Annotated in this window: 18 protein-coding genes; 5 read left to right on the top strand and 13 right to left on the bottom strand. The window is 44.4% G+C overall.

Going from position 1 to position 20,677, the window contains the following annotated elements; genetic code table 11:
• Positions 1 to 236: 236 nt before the first annotated feature.
• The gene (locus L1286_RS09645; RefSeq protein ID WP_235406695.1) at positions 237 to 743 is read left to right on the top strand and encodes a pyridoxamine 5'-phosphate oxidase family protein; all 507 of its coding nucleotides are present in this window, start codon (positions 237 to 239) and stop codon (positions 741 to 743) included.
• A 26-nt stretch (positions 744 to 769) separates the two neighbouring features.
• Here the strand turns inward: L1286_RS09645 and L1286_RS09640 are convergent, their stop codons facing one another.
• The 4 genes from L1286_RS09640 to L1286_RS09625 form a co-directional block, all read right to left on the bottom strand.
• A complete protein-coding gene (locus L1286_RS09640; RefSeq protein ID WP_235406694.1) occupies positions 770 to 1,369 on the bottom strand; it encodes a DUF998 domain-containing protein in 600 nt (199 codons plus the stop codon).
• Between the two features lie 132 nt (positions 1,370 to 1,501).
• Entirely contained in the window at positions 1,502 to 2,299 is a 798-nt protein-coding gene (locus L1286_RS09635) for a tetratricopeptide repeat protein (RefSeq protein ID WP_235406693.1), read from the bottom strand.
• A 243-nt stretch (positions 2,300 to 2,542) separates the two neighbouring features.
• Positions 2,543 to 3,097, bottom strand: coding sequence for a hypothetical protein (locus L1286_RS09630; RefSeq protein WP_235406692.1), 555 nt, complete (start codon positions 3,095 to 3,097; stop codon positions 2,543 to 2,545).
• Positions 3,098 to 3,384: 287 nt separating this feature from the next.
• On the bottom strand, positions 3,385 to 3,684 hold the full coding sequence (locus L1286_RS09625) for a helix-turn-helix domain-containing protein (protein WP_081215946.1): 300 nt from the start codon (positions 3,682 to 3,684) through the stop codon (positions 3,385 to 3,387).
• Between the two features lie 110 nt (positions 3,685 to 3,794).
• Here L1286_RS09625 and L1286_RS09620 point away from each other — a divergent pair, with 110 nt between their 5' ends.
• The 4 genes from L1286_RS09620 to L1286_RS09605 all read left to right on the top strand — a co-directional run bounded on the left by L1286_RS09620 (position 3,795) and on the right by L1286_RS09605 (position 6,572).
• Positions 3,795 to 4,295: a hypothetical protein gene (locus L1286_RS09620; protein ID WP_235406691.1), complete on the top strand. Its 501-nt coding sequence runs from the start codon at positions 3,795 to 3,797 to the stop codon at positions 4,293 to 4,295.
• 94 nt (positions 4,296 to 4,389) lie between these two features.
• The gene (locus L1286_RS09615; protein WP_235406690.1) at positions 4,390 to 4,632 is read left to right on the top strand and encodes a hypothetical protein; all 243 of its coding nucleotides are present in this window, start codon (positions 4,390 to 4,392) and stop codon (positions 4,630 to 4,632) included.
• A gap of 46 nt (positions 4,633 to 4,678) precedes the next feature.
• Positions 4,679 to 5,119 carry a hypothetical protein gene (locus L1286_RS09610; protein ID WP_235406689.1) on the top strand — a complete coding sequence of 147 codons (441 nt, stop codon included), beginning with the start codon at positions 4,679 to 4,681 and terminating at the stop codon, positions 5,117 to 5,119.
• A gap of 541 nt (positions 5,120 to 5,660) precedes the next feature.
• Positions 5,661 to 6,572, top strand: a complete 912-nt coding sequence (locus tag L1286_RS09605; RefSeq protein WP_235406688.1) for a helix-turn-helix transcriptional regulator — start codon at positions 5,661 to 5,663, stop codon at positions 6,570 to 6,572.
• 56 nt (positions 6,573 to 6,628) lie between these two features.
• Here the strand turns inward: L1286_RS09605 and L1286_RS09600 are convergent, their stop codons facing one another.
• The 9 genes from L1286_RS09600 to L1286_RS09560 form a co-directional block, all read right to left on the bottom strand.
• Positions 6,629 to 8,506 (bottom strand): saccharopine dehydrogenase NADP-binding domain-containing protein, encoded by a 1,878-nt coding sequence (locus L1286_RS09600; protein ID WP_235406687.1) that lies wholly within the window; start codon positions 8,504 to 8,506, stop codon positions 6,629 to 6,631.
• On the bottom strand, positions 8,503 to 9,639 hold the full coding sequence (locus L1286_RS09595) for a saccharopine dehydrogenase NADP-binding domain-containing protein (protein ID WP_235406686.1): 1,137 nt from the start codon (positions 9,637 to 9,639) through the stop codon (positions 8,503 to 8,505). Before L1286_RS09595 ends, L1286_RS09600 begins: the two co-directional genes overlap by 4 nt.
• 99 nt (positions 9,640 to 9,738) lie before the next feature.
• Positions 9,739 to 11,886 carry a TonB-dependent receptor gene (locus tag L1286_RS09590; protein WP_235406685.1) on the bottom strand — a complete coding sequence of 716 codons (2,148 nt, stop codon included), beginning with the start codon at positions 11,884 to 11,886 and terminating at the stop codon, positions 9,739 to 9,741.
• Between the two features lie 271 nt (positions 11,887 to 12,157).
• The gene (locus L1286_RS09585) at positions 12,158 to 15,772 is read right to left on the bottom strand and encodes an ABC transporter permease/M1 family aminopeptidase (protein ID WP_235406684.1); all 3,615 of its coding nucleotides are present in this window, start codon (positions 15,770 to 15,772) and stop codon (positions 12,158 to 12,160) included.
• Positions 15,773 to 15,781: 9 nt separating this feature from the next.
• Positions 15,782 to 16,657 carry an ABC transporter ATP-binding protein gene (locus tag L1286_RS09580; protein WP_235406683.1) on the bottom strand — a complete coding sequence of 292 codons (876 nt, stop codon included), beginning with the start codon at positions 16,655 to 16,657 and terminating at the stop codon, positions 15,782 to 15,784.
• Positions 16,658 to 16,680: 23 nt separating this feature from the next.
• Complete coding sequence (locus L1286_RS09575; RefSeq protein WP_235406682.1) at positions 16,681 to 17,511, bottom strand: ABC transporter ATP-binding protein; 831 nt, start codon at positions 17,509 to 17,511, stop codon at positions 16,681 to 16,683.
• A gap of 8 nt (positions 17,512 to 17,519) precedes the next feature.
• Positions 17,520 to 18,593, bottom strand: a complete 1,074-nt coding sequence (locus tag L1286_RS09570; RefSeq protein ID WP_235406681.1) for a FecCD family ABC transporter permease — start codon at positions 18,591 to 18,593, stop codon at positions 17,520 to 17,522.
• Positions 18,590 to 19,552 (bottom strand): FecCD family ABC transporter permease, encoded by a 963-nt coding sequence (locus L1286_RS09565; RefSeq protein WP_235406680.1) that lies wholly within the window; start codon positions 19,550 to 19,552, stop codon positions 18,590 to 18,592. The genes L1286_RS09570 and L1286_RS09565 overlap by 4 nt, the downstream gene beginning before the upstream one ends.
• Before the next feature lie 69 nt (positions 19,553 to 19,621).
• Positions 19,622 to 20,578: an ABC transporter substrate-binding protein gene (locus L1286_RS09560; RefSeq protein WP_235406679.1), complete on the bottom strand. Its 957-nt coding sequence runs from the start codon at positions 20,576 to 20,578 to the stop codon at positions 19,622 to 19,624.
• Between the last annotated feature and the right edge of the window lie 99 nt (positions 20,579 to 20,677).

Raw genomic sequence — 20,677 nt, 5'->3', positions numbered from 1 at the left:
GTGTGCTAGCCAAAAATATCCCAGTAGGTACAAATGTATGTGCTGGATAACAACCCCGAGTGCCATTGCAACAAGATGCGCGCGTGTAACAATATGGAATTGGCAGTATACGGTGCTTCGTGGCTTTGTTGCAAATAACGCAATACCAAAACTTGCACATATAAATAAATTCATGCTTGACTAGAACAGTCCATTACGTCAAAAATAGATAAAAGCGCGCAAAAATAGGAACAAAAATGGATGTTGAAACCGATTGGCCGCAAATAAAACAGCTGTTTAAACAAGCGTTTCGTTCTTCTTTTCATTACTCAATAGCCAGTATTTCTGAACAGGGTGAACCGCATATCACCCCGATTGGCTCAGTGATTTTAGGGGAAGTCGGGCAAGGGTATTACTTTGAGAAGTTTACAAGTCAACTTCCGTGCAACGTGAAGGAACGTGAGCGAATTTGTGTGCTCGCGGTTAATTCATGCTCGTGGTACTGGATAAAATCTTTGTGGCAAGGTGAGTTTGGAACATATCCTGCCATTCGACTATACGGTACTGCTGGGGTACTGCGTAAGGCCACAGAAACAGAAAAGGCACGCTGGCATAAACGTATTCGAAAATTGCGCTTTACTCAGGGATACAAACTCCTCTGGCAAGATATGGAAATGATTAGGGAGTTGCATTTTGACCGAGCAGAGCCTGTGCGCGTGGGGCGAATGACACAGACTCTTTTTAGTCAAAGCGAAACGCTATAACAATGTGGGCGCCCACCAAATTTTTACTAGGAAGCCCACAAAAGTACAGAAAAACCTGCGAGCCAGATTAATTTTGCCCAGTAAGAGATACGCTGATATCGGCCTACATTTTTTTGATGTTTTACTGCTTGAGCCATTTTGACTAGATAGTGAATTGCGACCATGGCGCTGAGCATTGAAAAGGCGCGAAATGCAACAGGTAACGGGCTAAACGCTAACAATATTGGTGCGATTAGCAGTGACAAAAGCATTATGAACCCCGCCCAAGAGTGGATTTTGCAGTGGAGTGAGGGAGATTGAGTGTAGGGGTCTTTATCCATCGGGAAGATGCCTGCGACCCAAGTTCCTGCTCCATGTAAGATGACTAGCCAGCCCACAGTCACCAGTATGGCACTGCTTTGAGCATATTGAATTACCGCCCACCCAAATAAACAAAAGAGTATACCCAGCGGATAATTGTTGATCAGAGGAGACAATTTTTGTGTTGGGCTACCTACAGCTCCTAGTTCACTACAAAATTGCTCATTGTGATTATAGTTAGGGTAGAATTTAGCGGCGATAATGACGCCAATGGTGATCCAGATAGTGGCTATTAAGCCGCTCAGTAGAATAATTTTTTCAAACAATTCCTGCTCCTTAGGTGACTTTGCTACCTTAATGTGGCGAGTCAATCATACCGTAAATCGACCTAATTTTATACGTATCTAATGGCTGGCAGTTGCTAGAGTAGAATGGGGGACTAATAGTGTGCTCCTAAATTAGTGTGTCGAATTAAGAAGCGATAGATACATTTCCTCGAATATCTGTTTTTGTTCAGGGAAGTCTTCCATACCTTGCTTGAACGTTGCTAAAGCGTTGTGAATATCTTCAAGGTTGATGTAACTCATTCCTTTATAGTAAAGCGCCGTTGAACTTTGTGGGTAGACGGCTAAAGAACGATCGAAATATTCAATGGCTTTTTCATATTCCCCCATATCCATGTAAGCAAACCCAATGTTGTCGATAGCCTCATAATACAAGGGAAATATGTTGATGGCTTGCGTATATGCAGTGATGGCTTGCTCATACTGTGCAGCCTGGCTCAAAGCATACCCGGTGGTATACAGCGTATTAGCTCGAAAAATAAGGTCATCTACTTTTTGATTTGTCGCTGCTGCATATTTTTTGAAATCATTGTGTTTCAGATAATTGAAGTAAGCTTTCAATTCTGAGTTTTGTGGCGTTGAGTTGCCAATATACAGCCATTGGGAGGTAAATAGTTGCTCAGAGGTTGGTGCATGATATGTCAATATCGGTTGAGAACGCAGCGTCTTTAAAGTGGGTTTGGATTCACTCGGTTGGTATATCAATACATGTATTGTACTGTTGGTATGCGCGTCAGTGTGGATATCGAGTATTTTTATTGTCTGCCAAGCATCACCATCCTTAAAAGAAAAAGTATCACCAGTGTGAAGGCGATGATTTTGTGGTGCGTATGCTGCACTTGCTTGAACTATAAATGGACTTACCGTTAAAACGGAAAATAACAGGAAAAATAAGATTAATATAAAACGCATCTTTTAAAAAGTTCTACTTTTGTATTACTTTGCTGTAAGTGAATACTGACTAATTTGTCATTTTTAAAGGCTGCGGATTCTCTCAGATACGTACAAGCTTGTCATTAAAATTATTTTAATTTGTGAAATAATATTAAATTGATGAGAATATTCATATTTAAAAATTGACATGTATGCGTGCTGCACCAAAGTGGAGATATTGACAACATCAAGTCGAGGCATTAACAAAATCACCGTGTGAATTTAATGATTCGATTTTACGGGTTCAGCGAGCTTCGAAGTGTCAATTTCTACCACAAAAAGCATCGATACCAAAAAGGCGCAGGTAATTGAACGAAAAGCATATGCGAGAATCTCGTAGCTATCATAAATGACAGTCAGTTTGGTTAATGAACCGAAAAATTCTCCTTTAAAGCCCAAATCAACCGCGTTTCTGAGCGCATTCTCGACAAACATCAACCCCATTAAGAGGCTGGATAAAAAGAGCGATAAAGCGATCAACCCTTCTGCGTAGGTAGGCGCGACATCTCGATATCGATGACAAAATACCTTGAGCAAGCGTATACGCATCAGTAGTAGCAAGCAGGTTATTGCAAACAAGATAAGTTGCACGCCATAGACAATCGAGCCAAGCCAAATCATCGGTAAAGTTTCTGATTCAAGGGGGATAACATAACTAAAGGCAAAAAACTCGAGTAAAGACATGGCCAAAATAAGTACAGTAATCGACACAACATTGATATTGTCTTTTTTGAAAAACAGTACGCAGCAGCATGAGACGATTGTGGCAAATGACATAAACATCCAATTATAGGAGTAGACAAATAAAAGAATGAGCGCTAGACAAGTCACACACGCAATACGAAGGAGGTTCATTGTAAGTTAGCTCAACTAATTTTTAGTGTCTGGTAGAGGAGGTTGGTGAGGTTTTGAAGTGGGGCGTTTAGTTTTGTAACCCGCAAAAATTGTTTGACAGATGTGTTTAGGCAAAACCATTTTTTTTGATGAAAAATCCATAAATAACTCCTAGCGCTTACTGAGGTTGTTGATTTCGTGGGCTCGAATAGCCAAAGGCTTTGTACTAACTACTTTTGGTGTTTGAGTTTATTCACTTTGCGATAGCGGTGTAAGTTATTTTCAATGACAATCGTTCTTAGCGTTTGCAACTGTTCTTCAATTGCACTCAGGTCAAAACGACATGCAAGGGACCACTTTAAGTAGTCTTTATATTTGATATCACTGACACCGTTTTCATAATTAATTATCGTTGCCTCACTGGTACCGAGTACTTTTGCCATTTCCTTTTGAGTTTTGTTCGCAGCAAGTCGCATCACCTTCAAATCACTCAAGTTTTGCTCATCATGTTGCCTAACAATTTTATTCAATGTCTTTCCCTAAAAGTCAAAATGTTTACTAATCTAAAGATTTTTTGATGTTTAAGCATTTATTATAAAAATGTTAACGCATGTAAATACTATATATGGAGGGAGATTAAATGACAAGGATTGAACATGATATTAAGTTGACAACTCAGTTTAAGCTCAATATTGATCAGCGCATACAAAATCAGGTTAAATCGCAATTTGTATCGATGCCCGCAGCTATTGGCTATCCCGTATTGAAATACCAAACACTGTATAATAAGCGGCCTCCTATTTGGGTTGTTTATGCGCAGATCGGGGAGTATGAAATACGCAGAATCAACGAGCTATCTAAACAAATACACCCAACTCTCAGTACTTGGGCGATGAATAAAATCCATGAACACGGTGTCGTATTAATATGCGTAACTTTAAAAGGCATCGGTAACAAGTGTAATAGTGGCTTTTTAATGAACTGGAACGAATTACTGTGTGGTATTGAAGTAAACGAAGCGCAAAGTCGTGTGCAGTCAGATTTTGGCGTTGCAGAACAACTCATTGATGCGTTGAATGGCGTTGATTCCTCAATCAAGGCACTGGTTAAATCAACAGCCCTTGATACCCTGGCTGAATGATAACAAGAAGTCGTTTACCAGGCATTATTTTGTTTGCACACCCATAAAATCTCCACTACAATCGGATAAAATCTGGATATTTTTTGGAGATATTATGGCAGATGCGAAGAAGACAGAAGTAAGATTTTCAGTTGATGCGGATTACTTAGCTGCATTACAACATCGTTTAGGGTTGAAAAAATCCAGTGATTTAACGAAAGTGGCGCTAACTTTGTTGGACTGGGCTTCGGATGAAGTAATACATGATAGAACCATTTTGTCTGCCAACAAACAAGGCAAAGATATCCATAGACTGGTCATGCCTGAGCTTAATAACATCTCAAAGCCAAATCTCTAAAAATATCATTTCATAATAAAACAACCACAATTAAAGAGTAAATACCATGTCGTTGCGTGCACAGGACAGCACACCCACAGACTCAATACAAAGCGCTAGCAGTGAATCTTGGCAGGATATAGATTTGGCATCAGCGCAGGATGCAACCCCACAAGAGGCGCCAGTATCAGAACCTTTGACAGGAAAAGAAAAAGCCGGTGTCAATTTAACATGGGGCATTATTTGTATCTTAATCGGTTTTTTATTGGTCATATTAAGTATTTTCATTTGGGGTGAATACCAGTTTTTTATGTCCATGCAAGAGGTTAAGCGTGCCAGTTTTGATGCAGACAAAACCGTGAGTTTATTTTCAGAAATCGCTCAGCAGCGCAGTGAATTTCGAGCGTTTTGGTTTGATACATTGCAGCTAATTTTATTGAATGTCCTCTTTCCTACGCTAACGGCATTGTTAGGGTACGTATTTGGCACAAGCAGAAACGCTGGTTAGGGGATACTCAGATTCAACCTTGCCTGCCAATGTATCTATTGCCCATGATGAGACAGAGAATAAAGCCTCATCAAAAACAGAGATTTTCCAACACACCTCACGAAACGAGCAATATAAGCCATTATTCTTATTGCATAATTGCGTTTTTGGCAGTCTTTTAATTTATTCCATAATTAATCTTGATTTGACATAAATTCGTCTTGAAGCAGTTGAAAATATATGATGTTATATTGTATCAAAATATATTGTATTAAATATAAAGTTGCTTGATGACCAACTTCAACATTGCAATGTGATGAATAATATACATACAAATTTTTATCAATAAAGCACATGAAGGGGTGTCATTTATATGGGTGATTATTGTACACTTTGATGTAAATGAAAACTATTATCATTGATATGTGTGTTGTGATATAGTATCGCATGTAGTGGTTCTGGGTAATATAATTATTCTCCAAGGGTCTGTGCAAAGGCTGTGGAGGTGTATGCACTACAGGTATGTCAGGGTGATACGGCGAAGGATAGGTAAGGTTTAAAAATGACTTTTTGCAGTGACATTGAAATAAACACAGCGAATGAACAGCAGCAAATTGAAAGTCAGGTTGGTAACAACTTTGTACAGTTGATGCCTGGGCTTTCAGTGAGCTTATCTACGGCACAAGATATGGGGGCTGCCGATACCAAACATGTATTCCCTGGTGATGACCAATATATTCATTTAAATAGTGTCCTTGCGGGGAAGTTTGAGGCAACAGTCGGCAACAAGCTATTACAATGTGGATGTGGGGACTTTAATATCGGCTTTTCTGGTGGCGAGAATTTTTGCGCGTATCACAGTAACGATTTTAGTAATCTAGAAATCATGATTAAGCCTGAAGTACTTACTGAACTGGCGGGTGAAGAACTGAGCGGGATAGATCTTGGTAAAAGTATGTCATTTTTTGTGAAACAAAGTGGACCAAGTCGAAAAGTCAGTGCATGTGCAAATCGCATTCACAAATTAATAAAAGAGCAAGAAGCCAAGCCTTTGCTGCTACACTCAGCCACTTTAGATTATTTATATTGGCACCTTACAGCACTCAAATCGGCAGACACTGGCAATCAAATCCCATTGCGGGAGAAAAAACAGCTCATTGCGGCAAGAGATTTTTTGCTCACCGATCTGAGTAGTCCTCCGACAATTTCGGATGTGGCAAAAGCCGTTGGGTTAAATCAGTGCAAACTCAAAAAAGGCTTTAAAGCGCTATTCAACAATACCGTTTATGGCTGTTTTCAAGAAGAAAGAATGCATCAAGCCATGAATTTATTGAAAGATAATAATGTTACAGAAACGGCTATCTCATTGGGGTACAGCAATGTGAGTCATTTCAGTGTGGCGTTTAGAAAACAATTTGGTGTCTTACCCAAAGAAGCTAGGCTCAACCTAGCGCCCACCATTGTAGGTAATTAGAGCCCAACAGTTTGTACACAAGTCATTGCGTCGCGACACAATGACTTGTACTACGCTTAACTGACGGCTTTAAGCTTAGGTACCTTATTCAAGGTAATGTCAGCGTCACCGTCCCCTGACATATCCCAAGTAATATCCAAATTACTCTGACTTGCTAAAAAGGTGAGGGCTTCTTGTTCCATTTCTCTAACCATATTAACCAGCTCAGGGCAGTCCAGCGCTTTAAACATAGCAGCATAGGCACATCCCCTAATAGAAACGGAAATTGCTTGTGACCCATCTTGCGACTCTGTTAATGTAAATAGGCCGAGCTTGGCATAGTTTCTAAGCCAGGTTAGCCAGTATTCGATAATGGCGTCCTCTTTTTGGTCGAACATGTTGAAAGACTCAGGATTGGGCCATAACCATCGCATTTCCATTTTTCCAGTTTCCAAAAACATCTCGCGGTACAGTTGATAGGCCTTGTTTTTACCAAGCAGCTTCCTCGCGTTGCTATAGCCCGATGTAAACATACTCATGTCTTTCGTAATTGATTGCCACACCTTGCTGTATTCGCCCCGGTGCTTATCTCGCCAATCCTGTAAACATTTACCATCGCGGCGCCAGGCTAGCAGAGTTGAAACCACAAATTTAGTAAAACTAAATGTATTGGTGGCGTCTTTCAGCGCACGCCAAATCTCGGATTTATAGAGGTACTCTTGCTGTCTTTTTGCCATCTTGGGGTGTTGCTTGGTCACTGTATACCAATTTAGTCCCAAGTTTCTTAAACTATTTATGTCTGACGAAACACTGTCTACCCAGCCAAACTCTTGATCTGCTTGGTGAAGGTTGTGTGTATTTGCCGGTTTGGCTACCACGCCATAAAGCGCCAATGTCTGTAACAATGTTTGACGGGTTGCGTAAGGTAGATGCTCTACAGCGTTGACACCATGGTGATCTGCAAATGTATTATTCAGCCAACATTCCACTGCAACACATGCCATTTTGGCCGTTAACTCATAAGATGAAACCACCCCGTGCAATATCAAGCCCGAGCGAGGGTCATTATCTGGATATACCCACAAACAGGTGTCAGGATCTGAGTCTTTTTTCGTTTTGAGCTTCTGGCCGTTATTGAAGAACATATTGGAGAAAAATGCATTTTTACGTTCTCCAAGGCGATATTTACTCATGAATTTCGCAAAGCCCAGCGTTAAGTGCTGGATGTGATATCGACTATCTAGATGTTTTATATCTAGGTCTTCAGCAACATGTTCACAGCCAAGTCCTGCGACCTCAGGTGTCGCAAATGGAATGAGGTCGGCTGGTTTTTTGAGCGCGGGAAAAGGAAATTGATGTTGTTCATCTTGCCACGGGGTCGCGACCTGTTGGCGTGCACCATTTCGCCAACAGGCGAGTTGTTCGGTAAAGCTTGCAAGAATTGCCTGTGGACTGGTTTCACCGCCACCATATGCAGCGCCCATGTACAAACGGCATTGATAGTGTCCTTTAGTAGACGCTTTGTTATGAGCGAGTTCTGTGAGTAATAAGGTAGAAATACCCGGCGAGAACCCCATGCCAGTCAATAACACGCGTTGTTTTGATTTGGCGTCAGCATGCAATGCAAATACTTGCTCTGCCGCGTGCAAACTATCGTTAATATCGACGGCATCTATATTTGCGTTAAGGCATAATTGATGGGCCTGTACAGCAAACTTGTCCATTGGGCCTAAAGCAATCACCGCAAGGTCAAATTGTTTGAGGGTTGTAATACTTTTGGCATGATCGTGCATATCGAAAGTCACATGTTCAATATGTGCTGGGAGTATGCCGGCCTTGGGGGCGCGCCTTGCTGCACAGCTGATCGTTAAGTTAGGGTGTCGAGAACTGAGTAAGTGAATAATACGTCTACCAGACTCCCCTGTGCCCCCTAAGACAATGACTTTTTTACTCATGCGGCCTCCTGCTTAGCTGTTTTATCTGATTTAGAAAGAGAAAGCCCTGCAACGACACCCGCTTGCGCTAGATCTTTTATAAAGTCACCGGCATCAACTGCCTCATGTAACATCATTGGGCCTACCTTTGTGATTTGATTGTTGAGTAGTTGTTTAGCCGCAATGCCAATGATAAAGCCAGTGGCCTGATAAGTGTCTTCGAGTATGATTTGGCCGTGTTGGATACTGCCATCAATGCACTCAATTTTCGCATCAACACCATAGACAGGGTCAAGCTTACGCATATCTTTCGCGGAGGCTTTACATAACCAGCGTGCTGCACGGGCAATACTCTTATGGCTGTTATACATCTTGAATATCTTGGCTATCATGCAGACAAACATAGCACGAGGCCCCAAGTTGGCGCCGTATACCTTTGCGCGCTGTATGCCGAGTTCATTGGCTAGCTGTACAATTTCCTCGGCATATATCAGCATGGTGGAGGCTGAGCCTATAGGAGCTGGAAAATGCGCTTTGTTGCCTGCTTTAGAGAATTTTTCAGATTTAATTTGTTTATCTTCTAAATAACAAAAGCCGCGCTCATGACCAAAATCTCCCAGCCCGTGAATGATGTCCCAAGCTGAGTTGTAACTCCATGCGTCGCGGCCAACATATTGCACATCCAATGACTTTACGGACTTACCATCACTTTTTTGTTGGATGAGGTAGGCAGGGAATACGCCAGAGAGGCCTGGCAGTAAACCAACATTGATAATCAATGGCACTTCACTGGTTTGGCGTCTTTCATGGGCATGCAACGACTCATAAACTGGGTCGTAACCACCTGCATCTATGATTGGTACATTTGCAGCCTTACACGTTAAAACTATTTGGTCGCCGATGATACCTGAAGGGCCAACGCACGCGACAACGAGATCAATGCCAGCTAAATGTGCTCGCAGCGCGTCTGTATTTTGGGCATCTAATTGCACTGTGTTTATACGGTCTTGGTATTGCAAAATTGCACTGGGCAATGAGGCTTTTCTACGCGAGGCGAATGTGAGCGTTGCTTCGGTATGCTGGAGCAGATATTCTGCTGCTTTTAAGCCTACTTGACCAGTACCACCGAGCAATAACACGGATTGAGATTGCATGGTAACTCCCTTATTAAGCGTATCAACGCATTGATAGTGTGTTTTGAAACGTAAAAAAGTGGCGCAAAATAGTTGCACCACGGTTTACGGTTCATCGATTTAGAAATTCGTGCCCACTGTGAGGCCGATGGTTCTTGGGTTACCCGCTTCAGCAGTCACACCAAAACCAAAATTAAATTCAACTTTTGAGTAATATTCATCGAGTGCATTTTTCACCCAAAGATGCGCGTACCAGTTGTCGCTCTCAAGGCCCACTTTGGCGTTCAGTAGGTGATAGGCCGATTGCTTCATGCGATTGCCCGCATCGAAGTAATGCTCTCCCATGTAAATGTTTTCTAGTTGTGTGAACAGGGTGTAGTCGCTGTTTAACTCAGTACGATTGCTGATTGATAAGTTTGCACTGAGTTTTGGCGTGTTAGGCAAGCGATTATCAGAGTAATCCTCCACGGCACCGGTCGCGAAATTCAAACTTTCATATTCACGATAAGTCGCATCCACATAGCTACTTGAGAAGCCAACGGTCCAGTCAGGGTGAGGTTGGTAGCGAGATTCGAACTCGATACCGCGACTGGCACTTTTACCGGCATTGTCAGTGATCACTGTCGTATTTTCTAACATCTGCTGAACTTGCTGATCGTCTAAAGAGATATAGAAAGCCGTGACCGAGAAGCTCAGTTGGTTATCCAGTGCTAACGCCTTATAGGCGATTTCATAGTTATTACTGTATTCAGGCTCAAAGCTTGGTTTACTTAAGTTTGGATACAGGGTGTCAAAGCCGCCAGCTCGATAACCTTTACTCCAAGAAGCATAAATGAGGTCATCGCTGCCTGTTTGATATGAAAGCGCCAGCTTTGGTAGTACTTCACTGAATTTTTTCTCGCCACCATACTGAGCGGTGACCCCAGTTGATTGAGAGTTAATGTTAATGTCAGCTTCACGTTGTTCTTTGTGATAACGCAGACCTGCAATGACAGTGATGTCTTCGGTGATTGCATAATCAACTTGTCCGAATGCAGCCCAAGCTTGATCGTCTTTAACTGTGATTGAGCGGTCAACCATAGGACCACTACCTGGATACATCGCGGCAAAATTTAAATCATTTCGGGTTGTATTGTGGGTATTAGCTTGATATGCGTATACGCCTACTAGCCAATGATAATCATCAGTGTTTTTTGAGCTCCAGCGCATTTCATGGGAGAGCTGATCAAACTTTTCAGTAGAGTTACTGTGGAACTGGTACCCAGCATTGTGCCCCGTATCTTGGTCGGCAGTGTTGAAGTTGTCCCAATCACGCCAGCTTGTGATTGAGATAAAGTCCATGTTTTCGCCAGCGTAATCAAGCGTGACTGACGCGCCAAGCGCATCTCGGTCATCGACGCCTTCAAAGTCGTGCTCCACTTGATCTGGGTTTGCTTTGATTTTCTCTATAAGACCCATCGCATAGGAGTCGCCGCGAAAACGCTCATAATCGACAACGAAGTTGGCTTCGAGGTTATCCGTTGCGACCCAGCGTAATTTCGTTCTTGCACTGATATCATCGCGAGCACCAAAATCTTTGTTGAGGTATGTATTCTCAATGTGGCCATCCGCATTGTGTGCGGATACTGACACACCAAGGAACAGATTTTCGTCATTAAGCGGCGTATTGACGCCTAATCGAACTCGCTTGGAGCCTAAGTTATCTCCTGAAAACGTGCCCGTGAACTCTTGTACTTCATCAGGTTGTTTGGTGATTATATTAATGACACCTGCAAGCGAATTTCCCCCATAAAGTGTACCTTGTGGGCCACGTAATACTTCAACGCGTTCGATATCTACTAGGTCTAAATCAAAAATGCTGTTGCTACTGTAATTCACACCGTCAACGTAGAAACCGATGGTTGGCTCAGTAAATAGTCCAGGTCCAATGCCTCGAATAAAAACGTTACTGTCTCTTCTGCCGCCCCAACTGTAGACGTGTAAACTCGGGATCTCATGGCCCAATTCCGTAATCGAATAGACTTCTGAATCCGCCAACTCTTGACCGAAAATAGCAGTAACGCTAGAGGCTACCTCCATGATGTTAGCGGTGCGCTTTTCAGAGGTGACCTCAATGCGCTCTAAATCGATCTGTGCAGCTTGTTCATCAGCATACACGGAAGACGTGGCACCTAAGCTAAGTGCAAGCAATGCACGTGTTACGTGACGGCTGAGTGTGGAAAGCGAGTGACCAGAATTGGCAGCAGGTGTCAGCTTGTAGCGAGACATATTCAGTGAGCTCCTAATAACAACGAGTAGTAGAGTAGTTGGGCGCTATGTATTGCTGCATCAGAAACTGATTACTGTGGTTTCTGTGTATGCAGCAGCCTTATGGCGGGCCCTATTTTTATTGCCCGTTATTGTGTGAGTAAGGGTATTTGGTCACTACCCGAAAAGGGTCAATACCCCCTCTATACGGGTTTTTTTAAGGGGAAGTTGGTCGTAAGGAAATGGCTACTGCGATAAACGTATCTGCCAGTAGCCATTTTGTAAAGGGGGATTACAGTTGTCGTACGTTATCGCTGTATGCGATATCGACAAACGCGCCACTTTCGTTAATGAACAGCTTATTTGGGAGCTTTGGTAAAAACATCCTCAACTCGGCTTTGCCGTTACTGAAATACACCTCACGAACATGGGGGGAGTCTTTGTCTTTCGTTTCGAAATGCAAGTTGATTGTGGCTGCGCCAGAATAGGGCACACGAGATGCACCATCTGCACTTTGCTCGATCCTCACCGCTTCGAGCTCTGCAACTAAACTGAAGTAATTGTCATCAAGCTGCTCAACTTGAACGTTTCGAACCGTAAAGTCGTGAAGGACCACTTGCTGATACAAAGCTTGAAGTTGCGTCTTGTGCTTGGGACTTTGCACCGAGCGCATTAATTGCTTAAAGAACAGCGGCGCAGAGAGAAATTGTTGACCAAGTTGGTCTTCATAGTGGGTCAGCACTGCTTTTATCACTTGACGAAACTTTGTATCACCGATGAGCTGAGATGCCGCGTATACCGCGAGTTGAGACTTGCTGGCGGCGTAAGGCTGCTGAGTTAACGTCAATGCGCTTTTCTCAGTGCTTGATTCTTTGGTACGCTCAAGCAAATACTCATCTGTGATGATGGCGAGTAGTTGTTGCTTTGCTTCACTGTTTAACTTCGCTTTCGTTAAAGCAAACCAAGTTGGAACGCCCTGTGATAGTAAAGGGTATCCTTCTGTGTTGGCGATGGCGACAGTTTGCCACCAAACTTGCGCGACCAAATGGTGTAAGTTGTACCCTAACCAATCAACCTCGGGAGGTTGCTGATAGTTGTGTTGCCATGCTGACATCTCTGGGATTAGGATTAAGTTTGCACTGACAGTTTGCCCCCCCATACCCTGTGGCACAGCTGCAATTTTTAAACTGTCGTAAGGATAAGTGCCAAAAACAGCTTCACCTTGTTCTAACGCATGCGTAGCACTTTGCAGCATTGCATCCAGTACCGCGTCATTGGCAGTAACATAGTACAATTCGATAATGACTTCTTTTTGGTTGTGTTTACTAACCCATGTAGCGCGTTTCGTTTGGTACTGCGCACTGGCAATGGCTGGTTTCCAGTGGCTGGCTATAGCCATCTCGTAAATATAAGTGTGGCGTGATTGGCTTACCTGATGATTAATCAGCTCTCCTGGCGCAACCACAACTTGATCAATCGGCGCTTCGATTGAAAGTTTATAAGTCATCAGATCTGCATCATTGCTCTGATAAACATCAGGCGTGTTCGATTGAGTGAAATAACGCTCCGCTAAAGTGGGCAGCTGGTATTTCTCTCGCAGTGCATTGTCTTGGATTATTTCATCGCGTTCAAAGCCAATCGCAGGCCAGAGTTCAGCGTTGATGTAACTGGCATCCTTGGTGATGTTCCCTTGGTATTGCGTAGCAACGTTTTGATAGCCGTGATACTTCATTGATGCCGAGAGTGTAACTGCACTTTGTTGACTGGGCTGTTGAGGTTTATTAAGTGGCCATATTGAGACCTGATGTGTTGGGTCGTTAACTGTGGGCGTTAAAGTGTGCCCATCTGCACTGACTCTCTCAATAAACACGGATTCTTCGGTATTAATAAATAAATGTTCAATGTCAAGCAGGTGAGGGTTTGTGAGCGTTAAGTGCGCAGTGTAATTCAGCGCACGTGCACTGGGGGCCAGTGATAAAGTAATGTCCGCATGCTGAACTTTAGGTTGTGGTAGAGTCTCGTATTGGCGGTATCGATTTTCATAATCTGCTTGTTGCGCATACCCTTGTGCTTTAGTTTTAAATTGACCATTTACAATCATCTCGTCATAAACTGAATATGCCTGATAGGTAAACACCAAACTCGCTAGTACCAGAATAGACAGTGAGCGCGGCGCGACCTTTTGCGGTAGAGATCTCACTCTGTCCATAAATGGTGCGATCATACCTCTAGGCCACAACCAACCGACCAGTACTAACAAGACGCAGTAAAAACTGAGCCAATAGACCATGATATTTAGATCTCTCGCGATAAACTGCTCAGTCGAAGCAAGCTCTGACAATTGTGCTATTGATGGCCAAGCCCATAAATACATGAAGTTTTCGATTGCGTGAGTTTCATTGAAAATAGCTGGTGAAATACACAGCATAACGGCGATAACCTGTGCGGCAATTTTTGACTGAACCAGCCCGTAACTGATGATGGCAATAAACACATACGCCAGCATTAACGGCAATAACACTAACCCGCTCAAGTGAAGTAAACTTTGCCAATCTGGGTCGGTAAAACCTTGCAACAATTGTGAGCCCAACAGACCAGAAACTGGAACCAACGTCAGTGTGCATGCAACTATCACAGCACACACGATATGACTCAGTGGCGCTTGCCAATCAGGGGCTGGGCAGACCGCGACGAGCTGAGCAGTATTGAGCTGATGATCTTTGTGACATTGGTCTACGACAAAGAACGAGGCCGCCAACATGGTGAAGATCAAGCTTGGATAAATTAACACCGGAAGGAGCGTGTGCGTTTTTGGCAGGACTGCTGCACTGCCTTCAATACCCGGTAAGCGGTAGCTTAATCCCGCAATAATTAGCATCAGCGATAAGGTCAGCATCGAAAAGTAAAATGCTTTATTGGTCATAATTTGTCGCGCTTGCAAGTAACCTGCGTGGGCGCTGAACTTAATCCAATAGGCGACAGCATCGCTGGTAATGAGCGTAAGCGGGGTCAAGCTCAGCTTCCCTGAACGGTGCGTGTGTTGTTTTGTATTTGCTACCGGCTTGGTTGCGGCACTTTGGCTATTACTTGTCCTAAATTTAGCCAAATCAAAGCGCCACCATGCTAATGCCAACAGGGAGATAGCCAAAGCCAAATAGAGCAGGCGATTATAAAGCAGCGCGCCGTCTAAGCTCAAAAATTGCGTCATTCTTTGCTCTGCTGTCCAGTAGAATATCTGCCCTTCGACGGTGACCTTACCCAAAGGGTCAACAATTTGTAGCCAAGGAGCCTGTGGCGCGCCGTCGCCGAACAAGGCGGTGATCAAGACAAACATGCCTACGGCCATCATCATTGAGGCATACGCTGGTGTGGCGCGTCCAGTCAGCGCGGTGAGCGCAAACGGAATGGCTGTATAAACAATACATGAGGGGAGCACCCACAGCAGCAACGCATGCATAATATGTGGCCATGAAGTGGCAATAAAATCGCTGGCAGGGTAAAGCCCAAAGAGGTTCGATACGGTGGGCAGCGTCACCATCGCAATGGCAACTGAACTCATCACTAAAAATACAATACATAAGCACGCCAAGTACTTGCCAATAAAGTAATGTTTGCTGTTGATATCAAAGCTATACAGGTAGTCCGCAGTCTTTGAGTTGAGATCTCTCAGTAGCGTTGGGATCACCAAGGCGCTGCCAACCGTTGCGGCCCAAAACGTGTAATACATAAACAAATAGTAAATAGCATATGGTGAATTACGGGCAACTCGGCCGCTTTGCATCAGCGCGTCCCATTCACCGCCAAGCATCTCACGGTATCCCATGATGATCATCGCGACTAAGCAACCCCAAGTGGCAACAGAGCGCAAGCGATATTTAAGTTCGAACAAAAAGCTGGTTACAAACATGGTGGCTCCTTAAACCGCAAGTTCAGGGACATAACTGAAGTAAAAATCTTCAAGATCGGGCGTACTTTGTGCAAAGCTTGCGGCGGGAGCGGTTTCACTTTGGACAGTGGCTTGTATATTTCCTTTGACAATGCGCGTTGAAATTACTTTGTGCGTTAGCCTAAGTTGGGCTAATTCGTCACGGGATACCGATTTGTGCCAAATTTGTCGATCGATGGAGGTGACGAGTTCATCTGGTTTTCCGCGGGCCAGAATGGTACCGCGATTGAGGATCCCCATATCACCACAAAGGTTGGTAACATCTCCGACAATGTGTGTGGAGAGGATCACAATGGCGCTGTCGGTTAGCTGGTGCAATATACTGTAAAAGCGATTTCGTTCGGCGGGGTCTAACCCGGCTGTTGGCTCATCGACAATGATGACTTTGGGATTGGTCAATAAAACTTGAGCGATACCGAAACGCTGACGCATACCACCTGAGTAGGTATCAACTGCTTTATGACAATGTTCTGTGAGGTTGACTAAGGCTAACAAGTTATCGATTCTAGTTTTACGTTCCTTTGCCTGTCGAATGCCTTTTAATCGAGCAAAATAATCCAGCATATCGATAGCGGATGCATTGGCATAGACACCAAAATCCTGAGGCAGGTAGCCTAGCTGGCGACGAAACTCGGTGGGGTGTGTAAAAATGTTTTGTCCATCAAAACGTATTTCACCACTGTCAGGGGTTTGAAGGGTGGCAATTGTGCGCATGATACTACTTTTGCCAGCGCCATTGGGGCCAAGCAAGCCAAACATGCCTTTTCCTATGGTTAAATTGACGGCTTTCAGTGCGTGTACACCGTTTGGGTATGTTTTTGATACGTCGCGAATTTCTAATTCCATCTCACTAGCTTCTGTTGTTGATTTTAGATTGCCGCGCTGCGCAGTGGCACCGCTGAGTTAGGGGTTAACTGGTTTTGAGTTTCAAGTGGTAAGCACAGTGGCTTAGTGGTCTTGCCATAGCGTTGTGGTATAACTGAAACTTCAATGTTGAACAGTTGTTTAATGATTTGCGCTGTGACGACCTGTTGTGGCGTACCATCAGCGATTATTGAGCCATTTTTAAGGGCGATAATTCGATCACTAAATTGACTGGCTTGATTGATGTCATGGAGCACCATCACGATGGTTTTTCGCTCATGCACTTGTAATTGTTTTAAGAGATCTAGCAGCTGAAATTGATGCCCCAAATCGAGGTAGGTGGTGGGCTCATCCAATAGCAAAATCTCAGACTGTTGTGCCAATGCCATGGCAAGCCAAGCGCGCTGTCGCTCACCTCCAGACAGATGTTCCAAAGGCTGGTGTTGTATGTGTTCAAGCTGCGTTTTTCGCAGTGCCCAAGTAATCGCGCGCTGATCAAGTTGCGATAAAGTATTGAATAATCCTAGGTATGGAAACCGGCCGTGACCGACGAGTTGCCTAACCAACATGCCTCCGGGAGCTTGTGGGTTTTGGCCAAGTAAAGCGAGTGTTTTCGCTAAGGGCTTAGGACGCCATTTACACAGCGGCTTTTGACTCAGCAATACTTCGCCTTCGCTGGGTTTGACTAGGCCTCCGAGCAGTTTCAGCAGCGTTGACTTACCACTGCCATTGGGGCCGACAATGGCAGTGATTTGATGACGTGAAATAGCAATCGACAAATCTTGTATTATGGGCTTATGTTGATAACTTAACGAGATCTTATCTGCTTGTAGCATGGTATATCCTAACTTTGACGGCGGATCAACAGGAGCAAGATGGGGATGCCCATCAGAGTGGTGAGTGTGCCTGTTGGGATCTCCAAAGGCGAGATAAGTGTGCGACTGGCAATATCGGCTGCGAGTGTGAGCGTTGCACCGGACAAAATACACACAACCATCAGGTGCGGCAGGCTTGCTCCAAGGCCAAGACGGGCGAGTAGCACCTTGGCAAAGTGAGGCACAATCAGGCCTATAAATCCAAGCGGTCCAGTGACTGCCGTCGCGCTGGCAGCCAGGGAGACCGCGACAAATAAACTCGCTAATCGCCAGCGTTTAACGTTGAGGCCTAAGGCTTGCGCAGCTTCGCTGTCTAATTGCAGTATGGCAAGCTGTTTGAGCAGTAAAAAGCAACCGATAACGCCGACAATTGTCCACGGTAAAAGCAAATATAATTGGCTAAAATCTCTGCCATATAAACTGCCTGCTAACCAAATGAGACTGGTCTCTGTGCGGTTACCACCCCAAGCTAAAATTGCCCACATTACCAAAGCGTTAAGTACCGCACCTATGGCTACGCCGTTGAGTGCAAGCTGGTTGGGCTGGAGCTGTTGTTGCCAGCTAAGTTTTAATACCAAACCGGTTGCTAAAATACCACCAATGAGGGCCACGGTGGGCAGCCACACAAACTCAAAACGAGTGTCACTCAGATTAAGTATATGTAACTGGATATAGTCAACGGCCAATAAGCACAGAATAATGGCTAAACTAGCACCACCATTGACGCCCAGTATACTGGGATCAGCGAGCGGATTGCGGATGATGGCCTGTAAAATTAGCCCTGCCAGCGCAAAATGAACACCAACAACCATCGCCAGTACAGAACGTGGCAGGCGCAATTGCCAAAGTATATCTGACTCACTCGTGTGCGGTGTTGACGTTTTAAGTGCTAGCCAGACTTCATTCATTGAGAGGGGGACGGAGCCCATACACAGCGCCGTAATAAAGAGGCTTGCAAGTATGACACTAAGCACCATCATCAGCATGTAAAACGGCCAAACTTTGGTGTTGTATGAAACATGCGTGGTCATAGTTTGGTTCACAATGATGCCCTCTGGTATCGGGAACGGATCAACCATACGAGGCTTGGGCCGCCAAACAGTACACATAAAATGCCCACAGGGATTTCTTGAAAGTTGGCCAATAGGTCGGAGACGCTAACGAGCACTGCGCCGCTCAGCGCACTGCCAAATAGTACGTAGCGATACTCGTAGGCTAAGTGTTTGGGCAACAAAGTGCGACAAAGGTGCGGGGCAACTAGCCCCACGAATGCAATTGGACCTGTCACTGAAACTGTCGCTGAGGTTAGTACGACGGCAACGATCAATGCTTGAACACGCCAGCGTCTTACGTGTCCACCAATGCTCTTTACCACCGCGGTATCAAGCTGCAGCACCGTTAATGGCCTTGCTAAAAATACACACAATACAACCCCGATTAGGGCGATAGGGGCCAGTATTGAGACATGTTGCCAAGTACGATTGGCGACGCTACCCAGCAGCCAATAAAATAGACCTCGCGTATCGGTGCTCACTGAAATTAACAGTAAGGTTGTTGCCGCTGCGCAAAACAAAGAAATGCACAGGCCCGACAAAATAAGGTTCACCGGCTCTAATTTTTGCTTCCAAGATAGCCACAATGTGACCAACATGGCGACTGTTCCGCCAAAGATACCTGCAAGAAAGTGATAATGTGCAGATAAGCCTGTGAATACAATTACCATGACAATCGCTAATGCCGCACCGGATGAGACGCCTACCAAGCTTGGGGAGGCGAGCTCATTTTGGGTCACGGCTTGGATAATTGCACCGGATGTACCTAGCGCTGCGCCTGCAATGACAGCCAATACTAAGCGAGGCAACCTTAACTCCCAAACGACAAAGCTGGCAAGGGAGTCTGACGGCGCAATAAGCACCAACCATATTTCGCTGAGTGAGAGTGGGTAGTCGCCTATTGACACGGATAAAAACAGGCTAAGCAGTAAAATGCCTAAGCCTGCCATACATAATCCAATCGGAGACATCATAGTGCGAGAAAAAACATAGTTCATAATCGATAATCTAAATAGGCGTTACAACTCACCAAACTGCATCGTTGTGGCACGTGCTTCTTTTACCAACATGCTAGGCGCGGAAAATTTATCTGGGTGGAGTAGGTACGCCAATTCCTGCAATATTAATCTTCTTGCAATGGGGCCATGCGGCATAACGTAATGATCTGCAACGCGATAAGCACGACCATTTTTTACGGCTTTTAGTTGCTGCCATACGGGATGAGCTTTGAATGGACCAGGCTCCCCTTTGAATGAAATAATCACATCAGGGTTGAGCTTTAATAGCGATTCCATTGAAATAGGGGCCGAATCAAACTTCTTTAAATTTGGCTGTGGTGAAGTACCCACGCTATTTTTGGCTTTTAAGGTGTGCATCATTTCTACAGTGAAATGGTGGTCAAAAAATGCGTAAGGGACATCCGACCAATGCCATAAAAATACCACTGACTGCGGTTTGAGCGACTTTGACGAATAGCGTTTTAGCTGAGCATTAAATGATTGGTTGAGTTCTACCCCTTGTGCCGGTTTGCCTAGCGCTTTGGTTGCAGAGCGAATTGCACGGTCAGAGTCGGCTTTGGTGACTAAATCGTAGGCTAAAAAGGGGCCGACTTCCTCAAATTTACTGGCAAAGGGTTCGGTGTAAGTGCGCAGTCCAATAGTGAGGTCTGGCTTTAAAGCCGTTAATACTTCTAAGTTGGTCTCGTGAATTTCACCAAGATCGACCATATGCTGTGTTTGGTTACCAAGGTAGGGTGAGCGCTGGTGGTTGAGTGTTGAAATCCCAGCGGCTTGCATGCCAAGCGCGTTCAATAAGTCAGCACCAAATACGGAGACTGCAGCAACCTTATTCGGTGCTGAATTTATGGTGACCAATTTATCGCGATCATCTTTCACTGTAATGGGGAACTGGGCGTGAGCGCTGTGAGATAACAATGCAAAGAAATAGGCACAAAATGGCAATACAAAGCGGCGCATTAACGTTTCCTTGAGAAAAAGTGAGATAACTAAATTGACCCATTTTGCAAAGCGTGAAAATTGAGCACTACTCATATCGGGTTTCTTTTCCCCAAAAGA

The organism is Pseudoalteromonas sp. SMS1, from assembly GCF_021530565.1.
Classification (GTDB): Bacteria; Pseudomonadota; Gammaproteobacteria; order Enterobacterales; family Alteromonadaceae; genus Pseudoalteromonas.
The sequence above is the reverse complement of the archived record's forward strand: the minus strand, read 5'-3'. Positions and strand labels throughout refer to the sequence as shown.

Excerpts from the sequence above, each read along its gene's own strand:
- L1286_RS09605 (WP_235406688.1), top strand. The coding sequence starts at position 5,661 with ATGACTTTTTGCAGTGACATTGAAATAAACACAGCGAATGAACAGCAG.
- L1286_RS09620 (WP_235406691.1), top strand. The coding sequence starts at position 3,795 with ATGACAAGGATTGAACATGATATTAAGTTGACAACTCAGTTTAAGCTC.
- L1286_RS09635 (WP_235406693.1), bottom strand. The coding sequence starts at position 2,299 with ATGCGTTTTATATTAATCTTATTTTTCCTGTTATTTTCCGTTTTAACG.
- L1286_RS09595 (WP_235406686.1), bottom strand. The coding sequence starts at position 9,639 with ATGCAATCTCAATCCGTGTTATTGCTCGGTGGTACTGGTCAAGTAGGC.
- L1286_RS09590 (WP_235406685.1), bottom strand. The coding sequence starts at position 11,886 with ATGTCTCGCTACAAGCTGACACCTGCTGCCAATTCTGGTCACTCGCTT.
- L1286_RS09615 (WP_235406690.1), top strand. The coding sequence starts at position 4,390 with ATGGCAGATGCGAAGAAGACAGAAGTAAGATTTTCAGTTGATGCGGAT.
- L1286_RS09565 (WP_235406680.1), bottom strand. The coding sequence starts at position 19,552 with ATGGCAGGCTTAGGCATTTTACTGCTTAGCCTGTTTTTATCCGTGTCA.
- L1286_RS09630 (WP_235406692.1), bottom strand. The coding sequence starts at position 3,097 with ATGTCATTTGCCACAATCGTCTCATGCTGCTGCGTACTGTTTTTCAAA.
- L1286_RS09585 (WP_235406684.1), bottom strand. The coding sequence starts at position 15,772 with ATGTTTGTAACCAGCTTTTTGTTCGAACTTAAATATCGCTTGCGCTCT.
- L1286_RS09645 (WP_235406695.1), top strand. The coding sequence starts at position 237 with ATGGATGTTGAAACCGATTGGCCGCAAATAAAACAGCTGTTTAAACAA.
- L1286_RS09600 (WP_235406687.1), bottom strand. The coding sequence starts at position 8,506 with ATGAGTAAAAAAGTCATTGTCTTAGGGGGCACAGGGGAGTCTGGTAGA.
- L1286_RS09580 (WP_235406683.1), bottom strand. The coding sequence starts at position 16,657 with ATGGAATTAGAAATTCGCGACGTATCAAAAACATACCCAAACGGTGTA.
- L1286_RS09610 (WP_235406689.1), top strand. The coding sequence starts at position 4,679 with ATGTCGTTGCGTGCACAGGACAGCACACCCACAGACTCAATACAAAGC.
- L1286_RS09560 (WP_235406679.1), bottom strand. The coding sequence starts at position 20,578 with ATGCGCCGCTTTGTATTGCCATTTTGTGCCTATTTCTTTGCATTGTTA.
- L1286_RS09575 (WP_235406682.1), bottom strand. The coding sequence starts at position 17,511 with ATGCTACAAGCAGATAAGATCTCGTTAAGTTATCAACATAAGCCCATA.